Source organism: Pseudoalteromonas sp. Bsw20308, assembly GCF_000310105.2.
Classification (GTDB): domain Bacteria; phylum Pseudomonadota; class Gammaproteobacteria; order Enterobacterales; family Alteromonadaceae; genus Pseudoalteromonas; species Pseudoalteromonas fuliginea.
On sequence record NZ_CP013139.1, the window covers coordinates 477,510 to 491,808 of the forward strand.

At 38.8% G+C, this 14,299-nt stretch carries 12 protein-coding genes; 11 read left to right on the forward strand and 1 reads right to left on the reverse strand.

What is annotated here, in order from left to right; genetic code table 11:
- The first annotated feature begins 7 nt into the window (after positions 1 to 7).
- From D172_RS19355 to D172_RS19395, 9 genes are all read left to right on the forward strand, one after another.
- Positions 8 to 517 (forward strand): outer membrane lipoprotein carrier protein LolA, encoded by a 510-nt coding sequence (locus D172_RS19355; RefSeq protein ID WP_007378691.1) that lies wholly within the window; start codon positions 8 to 10, stop codon positions 515 to 517.
- Between the two features lie 46 nt (positions 518 to 563).
- The gene (locus D172_RS19360) at positions 564 to 2,804 is read left to right on the forward strand and encodes a hypothetical protein (protein ID WP_007378692.1); all 2,241 of its coding nucleotides are present in this window, start codon (positions 564 to 566) and stop codon (positions 2,802 to 2,804) included.
- 1 nt (position 2,805) lies between these two features.
- The gene (locus tag D172_RS19365) at positions 2,806 to 4,044 is read left to right on the forward strand and encodes an NAD(P)/FAD-dependent oxidoreductase (RefSeq protein ID WP_007378693.1); all 1,239 of its coding nucleotides are present in this window, start codon (positions 2,806 to 2,808) and stop codon (positions 4,042 to 4,044) included.
- Entirely contained in the window at positions 4,032 to 4,592 is a 561-nt protein-coding gene (locus D172_RS19370; protein ID WP_007378694.1) for a DUF3261 domain-containing protein, read from the forward strand. Before D172_RS19365 ends, D172_RS19370 begins: the two co-directional genes overlap by 13 nt.
- Entirely contained in the window at positions 4,589 to 5,758 is a 1,170-nt protein-coding gene (locus D172_RS19375; protein WP_007378695.1) for a beta-ketoacyl-ACP synthase, read from the forward strand. Before D172_RS19370 ends, D172_RS19375 begins: the two co-directional genes overlap by 4 nt.
- Complete coding sequence (locus D172_RS19380) at positions 5,751 to 6,206, forward strand: hotdog family protein (RefSeq protein ID WP_083503365.1); 456 nt, start codon at positions 5,751 to 5,753, stop codon at positions 6,204 to 6,206. Before D172_RS19375 ends, D172_RS19380 begins: the two co-directional genes overlap by 8 nt.
- A complete protein-coding gene (gene fabG, locus D172_RS19385) occupies positions 6,203 to 6,928 on the forward strand; it encodes a 3-oxoacyl-ACP reductase FabG (protein WP_007378697.1) in 726 nt (241 codons plus the stop codon). The genes D172_RS19380 and fabG overlap by 4 nt, the downstream gene beginning before the upstream one ends.
- Entirely contained in the window at positions 6,928 to 8,157 is a 1,230-nt protein-coding gene (locus D172_RS19390; protein ID WP_008137175.1) for a beta-ketoacyl-ACP synthase, read from the forward strand. Before fabG ends, D172_RS19390 begins: the two co-directional genes overlap by 1 nt.
- A gap of 90 nt (positions 8,158 to 8,247) precedes the next feature.
- A complete protein-coding gene (locus D172_RS19395; protein ID WP_007376375.1) occupies positions 8,248 to 9,552 on the forward strand; it encodes a DEAD/DEAH box helicase in 1,305 nt (434 codons plus the stop codon).
- A 116-nt stretch (positions 9,553 to 9,668) separates the two neighbouring features.
- Here the strand turns inward: D172_RS19395 and D172_RS19400 are convergent, their stop codons facing one another.
- Entirely contained in the window at positions 9,669 to 11,276 is a 1,608-nt protein-coding gene (locus D172_RS19400; protein WP_007376374.1) for an NAD(P)/FAD-dependent oxidoreductase, read from the reverse strand.
- Between the two features lie 194 nt (positions 11,277 to 11,470).
- On the opposite strand from D172_RS19400, the gene fdxA reads away from it, so the two are divergent.
- Complete coding sequence (fdxA, locus tag D172_RS19405; RefSeq protein WP_007376373.1) at positions 11,471 to 11,794, forward strand: ferredoxin FdxA; 324 nt, start codon at positions 11,471 to 11,473, stop codon at positions 11,792 to 11,794.
- Positions 11,795 to 11,941: 147 nt separating this feature from the next.
- Positions 11,942 to 14,185, forward strand: a complete 2,244-nt coding sequence (locus tag D172_RS19410; RefSeq protein ID WP_007376372.1) for a carbohydrate binding family 9 domain-containing protein — start codon at positions 11,942 to 11,944, stop codon at positions 14,183 to 14,185.
- Positions 14,186 to 14,299: the final 114 nt, after the last annotated feature.

Sequence of the window (14,299 nt, forward strand, 5' to 3'; positions counted from 1 at the left end):
CGATTAAATGAATTTTTTAAAATGTTTTACATTGAGCATTGCCATTAGCTTTTTGCTGTTTTGCTCTGTAGTAAATGCAGCAGCTATTAAAGGTGAGTTTAAGCAATATAAGCAATTTAATGGATTTGCTAAGCCTTTTATTTCGTCGGGTGTTTTTTCGTTAATTGACGAAAAACTAATTTGGCAAGTGAAAATGCCTGTTGAGAGTATGCTCATAATAGAAAACGGCAAAGTGCTTGCACAAAATGCCAATGGTGAGTTAATACCACAACCCGGTAGCGAGCAATTTGTAGGATTACTGAGTGACTTACTTAGCGTAAATATGAGTGCGCTGGAAACACGTTTTGACATTGTTAAAATGCAAGACGGTTGCACACAGTTAACACCAAAAGAAGCGATGCTACAGCAATTATTTAGTGATTTTATTTTATGTAATACTGCTAAGCAAGTGAGCAGTATTACACTAAATGAGCACTCAGGAAATAACACAAAAATTGAGTTTACTTATCCCAAATAAAATTATGTTTTTAAATAATGCAGTGGTTAATTAAGGGAATAGTGCAGTGACAAAACGAATTACCGTTATTGTAGGGTGGTTTAGCAGTTTAATTTTACTTTTTGCTGCAGCTTTTTGGCTGTCTAAACCAACGTTTAGCGCCGATATGTTTAGCTTGTTGCCAAAGTCGCACTCCCAAATTGCACATGCGGAAGATGTTTTTTTTCAACAAAATGCTAACCGTGTTATGTTCTCGTTTGCAGGAAATAATAAAAATAAAGCATTTGATGATTTCCAAAAATGGCTTGACGATAATGCAATTAAAAGCACACTTAACTTTCCGTCCGTTAACGATTTAGCGCAAACATTCTCACCTTTCAAACATGCGTTATTAAGTGATACTTACAAACAAACATTAAGCAACAAAACAACGTTTGAACATTATTACCTTGCGCAATTAAATCAGTTAGGCAACCCATTTGTAAGTGCTACCTTAAGCAAAGATACAAGTTTGAGCTTAGCGGCATTTATAGAAGATAACTTAAAACAAAGCCAATTGTTTACGCTTGAACAAGGCCGTTTAACTCGACGTTTAAAAGGCGTTGAATACCGTATCATTTTGGCAAACTTAGCGCCTGAAAATTTAGGGGTTAATAAATCAATTGATTTAGCTGACGCGATAATTAAACAGATCAATATACTTAATAAAACCTACCCTGATTTAAGCATTACTTACTCCGGTGTGCTATTTCATACGGCTGAAAATGCTAAACAAGCTAAATACGAGATGAGCTTGTTTGGTGGCATTAGCTTATTAGCCCTTATTGTTATGGTATTTTGGGTATTTAGGCGTTTAAACAGTATTTTATTAGCAAGCTTTACCGTACTGAGCGCACTTACTGGTGGCGCTATCGCTATGGTGTTGCTATTTAAGACTATTCATTTATTAACGCTTGTTTTTGCAGTTACCTTGATTGGTATTGCCATTGATTATGCATTTCATGGCATGACTGATTTAGCCAAAAAAGAGCATGAAAAAGGCTACAGCAAAGGGACACAATCTGCGCTTTTACTGTCTCTTATTACTACTACTCTGGGTTATTGCTGCTTACTCGGTGCGCCACTGACGTTATTGTCTCAAGTTGGGGTGTTTGTTATTGCCGGTTTGGTGAGTGCATGGCTATTTACCGTGTTAGTTTTGCCATTGTGGCAATCTACGCTCACGTTATCGCCTTCGAGTTTATTAATGAGTAAAAAACTCATCAATGTTTTTGAATATTGTAACCACCTAAAAACACCAATACTTATTACATTACTGGCCTTTATCAGTGCGTTATTTTTAATTAAACCAATTAGCTTTAATGATGATGTAAAGCTATTAAATGCAAGCTCAGATCACTTAATGCTAAACGAAAAAAAGCATTTGTTATTACTTGGACAATGGGACAGCCAAATTGTTTTTATGTTTGCAAATAGCGACGAAGCGCTTTTACAAAAACAAGAACAATTTTTAACACGCTTAACCCAACTAGACCCAAATTTTAAACATAATAGCATTAGCCATTGGTTGCCTAGTTTACAAAGACAGGGCGATAACCAGGCTGTGTTTGAACAGGCTAAAAACAAAGGGACTTTGGATATTGCAGAGCGCGTTACAGGGCAAGCACTTGCAAGTACAAAATCACCGTTAATCACTTATGAAACACTCGCCACGAGTACATTTAAACCGTTACTACTTTCTCAAATGGTTGTTGAACTAAATCAGTCGATAACATGGATGTCTATTTCGGGTATTTCATCTGATCAATTAATTAATGAAGTTGAAAAAAGCAAAGGTGTTTATATTTATAACAAACCTCAACAAATTAGTGCTTTATTAAGTGACTACCGCGAATATTTGCTATTAAGCTTGGTGCTCGTGGGTCTGATCAGCTGGCTGCTATTTAGCTGGCGGTTTACGATTAAGATAGCGCTTCTGCAAGTAACCATTTTATCTGTTGTGGTGTTGAGCATGCTCTGGATATGTAACGTAATTCAAGGTAGCTTGTCGTTATTTAATTTGCTCGGTGCATTACTTGTTATTGCTTTAGCAATTGATTACCTCGTTTTTTATCAAATAAATAAGTTAGAGCCCAAAAATGTACTGGCGATTAGTTTATCTGCAGCGTCATCAATATGGGTATTTGGCATGCTGAGTGCCTCTGAAACCCCTGCTATTTTTAGCTTTGGGCTGAGTGTAATGGTCGGGATCTTAGCTATTTATTTTTTATCACCGCTAAGTGTTTTAAAGCCTCAAAAGGAACAATAAATTGAATAACCTTGAGCAGTACGATGTTGTTGTTATTGGCGCGGGTCCAGCAGGCGCTCTGGCTAGTAGCCTGTTAGTTCAAAAAGGTTGGCGGGTACTTGTACTTGAGCAACAGGTGTTTCCGCGTTTTTCAATTGGTGAAAGCTTATTACCGCAATGCATGGCCTACTTAGAAGAGGCAGCTTTAATTGATTCAGTACATGACAATGCAGCGTCTTTAGGTTTTCAATTTAAAGATGGTGCTGCTTTTCATCGGGCGGGGCAAAATACAACTATAAACTTCACCGAAAAATTTACTCAAGGCCCAGGCACTACGTACCAAGTAAAAAGAGCCGACTTTGACAAGTTATTAGCAGACAAAGCACAAGACCAAGGCGTAGAAATTCGATATCAACACACTGTAGTCGATTATAATGACGAATTAAATGGTGCGTCGTTACTTGTGCACAACGAGCAGCAGCAAGCTTACCGCGTTAATGCTCGGTTTGTATTGGACGCAAGTGGCTTTGGGCGTGTATTACCAAAATTGTTAGATTTAGAGCTTCCCTCTCACTTTCCTGTACGCAGCGCTTACTTTAGCCACTTTAAAGACAATATTAGTGATAAAAACTTCGATCGCAATAAAATTTTGATTACCGTACATCCTCAATATTCTGATGTGTGGTATTGGCTTATTCCCTTTAGTGATGGTACTGCGAGTATTGGGGTTGTGGCGCAGTCGGAGCGTTTTAATAACGACGAATCTAGCGATGTGCTAAATCAATTTATAGAGCAAGACCCTTATTTAAAAACACTGTTGGCACAACGTCAGTTATTAACTCCTGCAAGGAATATTAAAGGTTACTCGGCAAATGTGAGTAAGTTATATGGTAAGCACTTTGCTTTATTGGGTAATGCGGGGGAGTTTTTAGACCCTGTATTTTCATCAGGTGTAACAATTGCACTTAAATCAGCAAATTTAATTGCCCCACTTGTTGATCGCTATTTAAAAGATGAGAACGTTGATTTTGACACCCACTACGCACAGCCATTACAAGCTGGAGTCGATTGTTTTAGAACATTTGTAACAGGGTGGTACGATACGCGTTTTCAGGATGTAATATTTTACTCTGAACAAAATACCCAAGTACGAGAAATGATCAGTGCTATTTTAGCGGGCTATGCATGGGATACTAATAATCCATTTGTTGCGCAAAGTGAACGTCGTTTAAATGTGTTGGCTCAGTTATGTCAAAATTAATTAAGTATGCGGTGTGTATTGTATTTATATTTGCTGTATTGAGTGCATGTACGAGTTTAACAGCATCTAAAAATAGAGTGTATCTATCGCCTAATATCCAATTAAATATTAATAGCGTCCCAACACAAATGTTTGGCCAGTCTTGGCAGCATGTTTTGTATATTACGAATCAGCAAAACACACACACTGTATTTGCTCAATTAGCTATAAATGGCAAAGGTGCAATTAAGTTATTGTTAATGACAGTGCAAGGCTTTCCAATTATGGAGCTAGAAAAACCTTTAAATGGTCCAGTAAAAACAAGAAAGATGTTGGCGGTAGAAGGGATAGACCCTCATTATATTTTGGCGGATATTGCATTAGTACATTGGCCAGTAGCATTTTTACAAAAGCAGTTAGAGGGTGCTTTAATAGAGCAGGTTGACTCTAATCGGGAGGTATTTAACGATGAGGGTACATTTATCACTATTGACTATAGTGATGAGTCGACAACGTTGAACAATATTTTACATCAGTATCAAATAACATTTAAAAAGGTAGAACAGTGACATATTGGCTGAATGATTTAGGCATTGTGAGTGCGATGGGCATAGGCCAAGATGCAACCACAACAAGCTTAAATAAATATAACCCTGCAACTCCTTTATTAACTTTAAATAAAAGTTTAAGTGCTGAGCAAGCCCCGCTGTATGTAGGGCAAGTTCAATCTATTGCTTTATCAAATAATAAACGTATCAATACATTTATTGCTCTAGCTTTAGAACAGATTAAGCCAACCTTAGATAAACTTTCGCATATTGATAGGTCGCGTATCGCAATTGTAATGGGTACTAGTACCTCAGATATTCATGACGGCGAAAGAGCGCGTAAAAGCTATGAAAGTACAAAACTCTGGCCTGATGACTTTAGTTACAGTGATCAAGAGTTAGCTACACCCGCTCATTACATTGCACATAAAATAGGTGCATTAGGGCCTTGTTACAGTATTTCTACAGCGTGTACCTCAAGTGCAAAAGCGCTAATTAGTGCGCGTGCGTTGTTAAATGCTGATTTAGCTGATGTAGTAATTTGTGGTGGTGCAGATAGTTTGTGTCAATTAACAATTAATGGCTTTGATTCGCTAGCCTCTTTAAGCTCAGGTTTATGTCAGCCTTTTTCTAGCAATAGAGACGGCATTAATATTGGTGAGGGGGCAGCTTTATTTGTAATGACTAAAAATACACCAATAACAAATAACGGCATTATGCTAGTAGGCAGTGGGGAAAGTTCTGATGCTCATCATATGTCTTCACCTGATCCTAATGGAATGGGTGCTCAAGCATCAATGGAAAAAGCATTAAAAAGTGCAAAGTTATCCTCTGGTGATATTGACTATATTAATACCCATGGTACGGCCACTTTCAAAAATGACGAAATGGAAGCACTTGCAATTAATCGCGTGTTTGGCAACAATACCCCGCTTAGTTCAAGTAAGCATTTAACAGGACATACCTTAGGTGCTGCAGGCGCCATTGAAGCCGGTATATGTTGGTTATTATTAAAAGATAGCGGCCAACATATACTGCCATTTAACGCAATTAAAGAAGACGGTGATTTGGCTGATATAAAAATAATAAAACAAGCGTTTAAGCCCGCTCTTAAATACTGCTTATCTAATTCATTTGCATTTGGCGGTAATAATGCCAGCTTAATATTGGGAGTTAATGTTGACTAATTACCCTATTGAGCAAGTGGTCCCGCACGACGCGCCTATGATTTTAATCGACAGCCTTTTAGCGTATAGCGAAGATGAAGCACAATGCATTATTACTATCACTGAGCAAAGCCCTTTTTTTAGTCCTGCGATTAATGGTGTACCTAGCTATATTGGCATTGAGTATATGGCGCAGTCTATTGCTGCTTACGCTGGCGCGTTGGCGAATGATGAAAATAAACCTGTAAAAATTGGTTTTTTAATTGGTACGCGAAAATATCAAACTTATCTACCGTGTTTTAAAAACGGCAGTAAGCTGACTATTGAAGTGAAAAAGCTATATCAAGAAGAGTCAGGTTTGAGTGTATTTGAATGCCAAATACATGATTGTGAAACTGTACTTTGCCAAGCAAAAATTAATGTATTTCAGCCTGAAAATCCGCTGGAATTTATAAGAGAAAATCAATGATAAAAAGAATTTTAGTTACAGGTTCAAGCCGTGGTATTGGTAAAGCTATTGCGTTAAAACTTGCTGAGCAAGGGTTTGATATTGCAGTGCATTGCAGATCGGGTGTTGAGCAGGCTCAAGCAACATGCGATGAAATTAATAACTTAGGTAGAACGACCAGCTTACTGCAATTTGATGTATGCGATAGAGAGCTGGCAAAGGCACAAATAGAGCAAGATATAGCTCAGCATGGCGCTTATTATGGCGTGGTATGTAATGCAGGTATTACTAACGATATGGCATTTCCGGCCATGCAAGGGGAAGATTGGGATTGTGTTATACGCACAGGCCTTGATGGGTTTTATAATGTAGTACACCCAACTGTAATGCCTATGGTACAAAGCCGCAAAGGTGGGCGTATAATTACAATGTCGTCGGTATCAGGTATTGCAGGTAACCGAGGGCAGGTAAATTATAGTGCAGCAAAAGCCGGTATTATTGGGGCCACTAAAGCACTTGCATTAGAATTGGCAAAACGCAAAATTACAGTTAATTGTGTAGCACCTGGTTTGATAGAAACGGCGATGACTGACGAATTACCTATTGATGAAATGATGAAAATGATCCCCCTCAAGCGCATGGGGAGCGTTAAAGAAGTTGCAGGAACAGTCGCTTTTTTAATGTCTGATGACGCAGCATATATTACACGCCAAGTAATTTCTGTTAATGGTGGCATGGTTTGATGAAACGCGTTGTCGTAACCGGTATGTCAGTGGTCACTGCATTGGGTGATGATTGGTCTGAATTTAAACAAGCCTTAATTAAAGGTGAAAATGCAGTTGTTACTATGCCAGAGTGGGATATGGCCGACGAACTCAATACTCGTCTAGCAGCACCAGTTAACCACTTTGAGCGACCAAGTCACTATAAGCGCAAACAAGTACGTTCAATGGGGCGAGTGTCACTTATGTCAACTCGCGCTACTGAGTGTGCACTTGAACAAGCAAAGCTACTTGAACACGAAAGCCTAACAGATGGCTCTACGGGCATCGCATATGGCTCATCAACGGGTTCTACTGCGCCTTTACTCGCCTTTGCAAATATGATGGAAACGGGTTCGATGTCGGGTGTAACAGCAACCAGTTACATTAAAATGATGGCGCATACCGCCCCTGTAAATGTTGGTGTATTCTTTGGTTTAAAAGGGCGCGTTATAACAACAAGCTCAGCGTGTACATCGGGCTCTCAAGGTATAGGCTATGCCTATGAGGCAATTAAGTTTGGCCGACAAAAAATAATGGTTGCTGGTGGTGCAGAGGAGTTGTGTATCACAGAGGCTGCAGTATTTGATACCCTTTACGCGACATCTACAAAAAATGAAACACCAAAAAAAACACCTCGTCCTTTTGATGCAAATCGTGATGGCTTAGTGATAGGCGAAGGCGCGGGTACACTTATTTTAGAAGAATACGAGCATGCCAAAGCACGCGGGGCGACAATATTAGCAGAGGTGGTTGGCTTTGGTTGCAATTCTGACGGTGAACATGTTACTCAACCTACATCAAAAACAATGCAACTAGCGATTGAAATGGCACTGCAAGATGCCAATCTAAAACCAGAAGAAATTGGTTACGTAAATGCGCATGGTACATCGACAGACAGAGGCGATATTGCCGAATCTCATGCAACGTTTAACGCACTTGGCAATAAACCTATTAGCTCGTTAAAAAGTTATTTGGGACATACTTTAGGTGCTTGTGGTGCAATAGAAGCTTGGGCAAGCATTAATATGATGGCTGATAACTGGTTTGCACCAACAATTAATTTAGACAACGTTGATGACGAATGTGCTCTGCTTGATTACATAACACACCAAGGTCGTGAGATTAATACCGATTACGTAATGAGTAATAATTTTGCGTTTGGTGGTATTAACACCTCTTTAATATTTAAGCGCTATAAAGCAGATTAAACGCGTTAAAATAGAAGTAATGACTAACTGTTGACTCGTTTTTGCTGTATAATTTGCGACCCTTGATAATGTGGCCGTAGGTTATACAGCATGAATTTTAAATCTTTTAGTTTCGCTCCTGAAATCATCCAGGCGTTGGACGAACTTAACTATCACACTCTTACGCCCATTCAGCGCGCAGCAATCCCTGCTGTTCGTAAAGGTAAAGACGTTTTAGCCAGTGCACAAACTGGTACCGGCAAAACTGCCGCGTTTGCTTTACCTATTATCCAAAAATTGGTTGAGTCTGAACTCAGCACAACGAATGCACCTCATGCATTAGTACTTGCGCCAACGCGTGAACTTGCAGAACAAATTGCAAATAACTTCAGAGATTTTGCAAAGCATACTTCGCTTAAAGTCGTTAGTTTATTTGGTGGTGTGAGTACCGCCGGCCAAGCAAACGCTTTAAAAGAAGGTGTGGATATTGTTGTTGCTACACCAGGTCGTTTATTTGATCATATTCGTTTAGGTAACTTAAGCCTTGCAAGCGTTAAGCACCTTGTTCTTGATGAAGCTGACCGTATGCTTGATATGGGCTTTATTGAAGATATGCAAAACGTTATTAAAAGCTGTGCAGAAGAGCGCCAGATTTTACTTTTCTCAGCTACATTCCCTGCAGCGATTAAACAGTTTGCATCTAAGGTATTAAAACAAGCTGAAATAGTACGTGTTGATCAAACTAACAGTACAGCAAGCACTGTTGAGCATGTTGTTTACCCTGTTGAAGAACGTCGTAAGCAAGAGCTACTTTCTGAATTGATTGGTAAGAAAAACTGGCAACAAGTGCTTGTATTTGTAAACATGAAAGAAACGGCTGACGAGCTTGTAAAAGAGCTTAACCTTGATGGTATTCCGGCGGGCGTTTGCCACGGTGACAAATCTCAAGGTAACCGTCGTCGTGCACTTCGTGAATTTAAAGAAGGTAAAGTGCGCGTATTAGTGGCTACAGAAGTGGCTGCTCGCGGTATAGATATTGATGGTTTACCTCGTGTAATTAATATTGATTTACCATGGCTTGCAGAAGATTACGTTCACCGTATTGGCCGTACAGGTCGTGCTGGTAGACAAGGTCAAGCAATCTCATTTGTTAGCCGCGAAGAAGAAAACACCTTGTTTGAAATTGAAACGCTAATTGGCCAAAAAATCAAACGTGTATATTTAGAAGGTTACGAAGTAAGTAATCGTGAAGTACTAATTGATAAAATTGCTAAAAAGCCAGCGCATTTACGCCGTACACGTTCTAACAAGTTATCAGGACAAGCAACCGGTGAAGCGAGAGCAGTTAATCGCTCACGTATTTCAAGCGTTCGTAAAAGCTTAAAAGGCGAAAAACTGTCACTTAAAAAGTCATAGTTAACGCCCTTAAGTTTAAAAAGCCTGAGTTTACTCAGGCTTTTTTGTGTCTAAATTTTAGTGCTAATACTTATAGTGTTCTAAATCGGAAATTTTTAACAACGTTAGCGTCAGGTTTAAGCGTTTTCTAGCATAGACAGTGCGACCGCTTCAGCTGCTTTAATTCCATCAATACCCGCTGATAAAATACCGCCAGCGTAACCTGCACCTTCACCTGCAGGGTAAAGCCCTTTAGTGTTGATACTTTGGAATGTTTTATCGCGCTTAATACTAATAGGCGACGAAGTACGTGTTTCAACACCGGTTAATAAGCCGTCGTTAGTTGAAAAACCACGAATTTGTTTATTAAACGCAGGTATCGCTTCGCGAAGAGCATCAATTGCAAATTGTGGTAACACTTTACTCAAATCAGTTAACTTAATACCAGGTGTGTAAGAGGGTTGTACTTCACCTAAGTCTGCAGATGATTTACCTTTTAAGAAATCTCCAATTAACTGTGCTGGTGCATCGTAGTTGCTACCACCAAGCTCATACGCTTGCTCTTCAAGTTTGCGTTGTAAGTCTATTCCAGCAAGTGGATTACCAGGGAAGTCTTGCTCTGGTGATATACCTACCACAATAGCGCTGTTAGCGTTGCGCTCACTTCGTGAATATTGGCTCATACCATTGGTAACAACGCGACCTTCTTCAGAGGTTGCAGCGACTACTGTGCCACCTGGGCACATACAAAAGCTGTAAACTGTACGGCCATTGTCACAGTGATGAACAAGTTTATAATCGGCAGAGCCCAAAATTGGGTTTCCCGCATTTGTGCCAAAACGACATTCATCGATCATTGATTGTTTATGTTCGATTCTAAAACCGACTGAAAATGGCTTTGCTTCAACATAAATGCCTTTTTTGTGGATCATATCAAACGTGTCGCGTGCGCTGTGGCCAACGGCTAATACAACATGTCGAGTGTTTAGTTGTTCGCCATTTGAAAGCGTTAAACCTGTTACTTGCCCGTCGTCTAAATGAATATCGTCAACACGTGTGCTAAAGCGAATTTCGCCGCCAAGCTCTATTATACGAGCGCGCATTTTTTCAATCATGGTGACAAGTTTAAACGTACCAATGTGTGGCTTACTTACGTATAAAATTTCATCGGGTGCGCCTGCTTCTACAAATTCAGTAATGACTTTACGACCGTAATGTTTTGGATCCTTTACTTGGCTGTATAATTTACCGTCTGAGAATGTACCTGCGCCACCTTCACCAAATTGTACATTTGATTCTGTATTAAGTGTGCGTTTACGCCAAAAGCCAAATGTGTCTTTTGTACGTTCACGTACTTCTTTACCGCGCTCTAAAATAATGGGTTTAAAGCCCATTTGGGCAAGTAATAAACCTGCAAATAAACCACAAGGGCCAAAACCAATCACGACAGGACGCTCTGTTATATTTTCGCTGGCTTGTGCTACAAATTTATAACTTGTGTCTGGCGCTACTTTTACATGTTGGTCTTTTTCGAATTCGGTGAGTAGATCGGCTTCGTTATCAACTTCTATATCGAGTGTATAAATAAGTAAAATAGCAGATTTTTTACGTGCATCATAACCACGTTTAAACACATTAAAACTGTGCAATTGTTCAGGTTGGATTTTAAGTTTATTTACAATTGCTTGACCAATTGCATCTTCGTCATGATCAAGTGGCAGCTTTATTTCTGTTAAACGTATCATTTATATCTCTTTTAGGTGTCATAGCGGGGTATTATTACCGCTCACAATAAGGGGATGCAGGGCACAAAGAGTGTGCAAACATAAGGCGCGTATTTTACGTTAAAATAGCCTGATATGGCACTTATTTATTGTATTTTTGGGATGGATGGGTATGATCCACAGCTGTTGTTTAAAATAGTAGGTGTTAAAGTATTATGGCGTTTGTCGTTACCGAAAATTGTATAAAGTGTAAGTACACCGATTGCGTATCAGTGTGCCCAGCAGATGCATTTTTTGAGGGCCCTAATTTTTTAGCTATTAGCCCAATTGATTGTATTGATTGTGGCTTATGTGTACCTGAGTGTTCAGCTGATGCTATATATCAAGAAGATGAATTACCAGAATCTCAAAAAGAGTTTACAGAGTTAAATGCCGAGCTTGCACTTGTATGGCCACGTATTACACAAGTAAAACCTGCACCAGAAGATGCTGACGTATGGAATGGTATAGACAACAAACTTAAGTTACTCGAAACTTAATTATCATTTTAAAATTAGTCCTTTATTATTAATTCGTTAATATTTAGCATAATAATCTTTGCAAGGTATTAACAAATGTACTCGCTTAAATTACAATTCATCCTATAAATTACTCACACCGAGTAAAGCAAGTTTAAATGGATGTTTATGCAACTCTTTATAACCATAATAAAAAAAATTATTTTTATACTTTCAAGTTTTTCTTTATTACTATCCAGCCTAGATGTAGCCGCTGAAAAACAGCAAGTATCCTTATCCCGCATTGATTCAAATATCACCGTTGATGGTGTTATGGATGAAGCGCATTGGAAAGATGCGACACGTGTTTCCTTACTCTACCAAGACGAGCCTAATGAAAAAGGCACTCCTCCTGTAAAAACTGATGCCTTTATCTATGAAGATGGCACAAACTTATATGTTGCCTATGTTGCACAAGACCCAGACCCTACGCAAATTCGTGCATCACTTCGTGATCGTGATACGCTCTGGGAAGACGACGTAGTTATTCTTGTTATTGATACATTTAATGATGAACGCAGTGGCTATGAATTCCATGTGAACCCGCTGGGCGCGCAAGGCGATATACGAATGACCGATACCGATGGGTGGAGCTCTGATACTTCATGGAATGCTATTTGGGATAGCGCAGGACAAATTAACGAGAAAGGTTATGTTGTTGAAATGCGTATTCCTTTTAAAGCACTGCGTTTTCCTGAAAATAAAAATGAGCTAACGTGGGGTTTTTCTGTAATGAGAAACTATCAACGAGATGTATTATATCAGCTATCAAACATGGGCTTTGACAGAAATGTGAAATGCAGCCTTTGTCAGTTTGATAAGTTAGTTGGCTTTAGTGACATTGAATCAAGTAAAAATATTCAATTAACACCCACGTTGACGGCACTTCGTAACGATAACAAACCTGAATTACCGGGTGATTGGAATAATGGCGATATAGACACTGAAGTGGGCTTAGATTTACGCTGGGGTTTAACAAAAGACGCTGTTTTAAACGCAACAATTAACCCTGATTTCTCGCAAGTAGAAACAGACTCTTTAGAACTTGATGTAAATACAACCTTCTCTATTTATTACGCTGAAAAGCGTCCTTTCTTTTTAGATGGGGCTTCTTACTTTAAAAGCAGCTTATTTGAACTTTTATACACGCGTACAATTGCAGAGCCTAATTTAGGCGCAAAATTAACGGGTAAAACAGGCAATCATAGTTATGCTTTAATGCTGGCTGACGACGACAACAGTAATATTTTACTGCCAACGAATCAGGGCTCTGGCTTTGCAAGCTTAAACGAAAAAACGAATGCGGTGGCTGGGCGTTATCAATATGATATTGGTCAGCAAGGTACTATTGGACTTTCAAGCACACATAGAGAAAGTGATAGCTACCATAATACAGTATTGTCAGTTGATGGTAGTTATTGGTTTAATCAATCGGATACTCTTTTGTATCAAGTATCGACGGCTGATATTCGCAACTCGGCGTTTTTAATTGAAAACTATAACTTATCTGAAACTCAGTCAGATGAAGCTTATGCCTTAGAACTTACCCGCGATAAACGTGATTACAAATTGTTCGCCTCTTATGAAAATATTGGGCAGGATTACCGCACTGATTTAGGTTATCAAGCTAAAGTCGATTATGAAAAAGTAGGCTTAGGTGGCGGACAAACATGGTACAGAGATGAGTCAGATTTACTCACCTCATGGTCATATGAAGCTGACTGGGATAAAACGTGGGCGCAAAACGGCGACTTACTTGAAGAAGAATACGAAGGTTTTTTAAGCTTCAAAGGTCAAAAACAATCCATTTTTGAAATTGGTTTAGTGCACCGTTATGAAAATTATAACGATAATTTTTATAATCAAAATATTGGATATATTTACACTGGGTTCAAACCTACTAAAGATTTAAAGCTTTCGTTATATCTTGAATACGCTAGCCGAATTGATTATGCGAATGAGCAGATTGGCGATGTGTTTGATACCCAAACTCAAGTAATATGGGATATTAACGACCACTGGCAGCTTGATGTGAAACATAATTACAGCCAATTAGACAACCCACAAGGGGATCGTGTATTTACAGCGAACTTGGTTGATTTTAGGCTTCATTATAAATTCAGTATGCGTTCAATACTTAAGTTAATTTTACAATTTGAAGATATAGATCGTAACGAAAAAGCTTACTTTTATCAGGTTAGTCAAACTAATAAGGATTATGGTAGCCAGCTTGTTTACTCATATAAAATTAACGCACAAACATTATTTTATTTAGGGTATTCAGATAGAGGGTACCAAGACGATTCACTTAAAAATATTGAACGAGATCAGCGTACGTTTTTTACAAAAGTTAGCTATGCATGGCAACTTTAAAGTAGCTAAAACGAGGTGATTAATGCTTATTAGTCACCTCGAAAGACTGTTACAATTTTATTTAATTACAATAATCATATGTATAGTTTCGAGTTTAATAGTAAATTCCTTTTA

Bases quoted from the DNA above. Each gene is read 5' to 3' on its own strand.
- D172_RS19355 (WP_007378691.1), top strand. From the start codon at position 8: ATGAATTTTTTAAAATGTTTTACATTGAGCATTGCCATTAGCTTTTTG.
- D172_RS19410 (WP_007376372.1), top strand. From the start codon at position 11,942: ATGCAACTCTTTATAACCATAATAAAAAAAATTATTTTTATACTTTCA.
- D172_RS19370 (WP_007378694.1), top strand. From the start codon at position 4,032: ATGTCAAAATTAATTAAGTATGCGGTGTGTATTGTATTTATATTTGCT.
- D172_RS19395 (WP_007376375.1), top strand. From the start codon at position 8,248: ATGAATTTTAAATCTTTTAGTTTCGCTCCTGAAATCATCCAGGCGTTG.
- D172_RS19390 (WP_008137175.1), top strand. From the start codon at position 6,928: ATGAAACGCGTTGTCGTAACCGGTATGTCAGTGGTCACTGCATTGGGT.
- D172_RS19400 (WP_007376374.1), bottom strand. From the start codon at position 11,276: ATGATACGTTTAACAGAAATAAAGCTGCCACTTGATCATGACGAAGAT.
- fdxA (WP_007376373.1), top strand. From the start codon at position 11,471: ATGGCGTTTGTCGTTACCGAAAATTGTATAAAGTGTAAGTACACCGAT.
- fabG (WP_007378697.1), top strand. From the start codon at position 6,203: ATGATAAAAAGAATTTTAGTTACAGGTTCAAGCCGTGGTATTGGTAAA.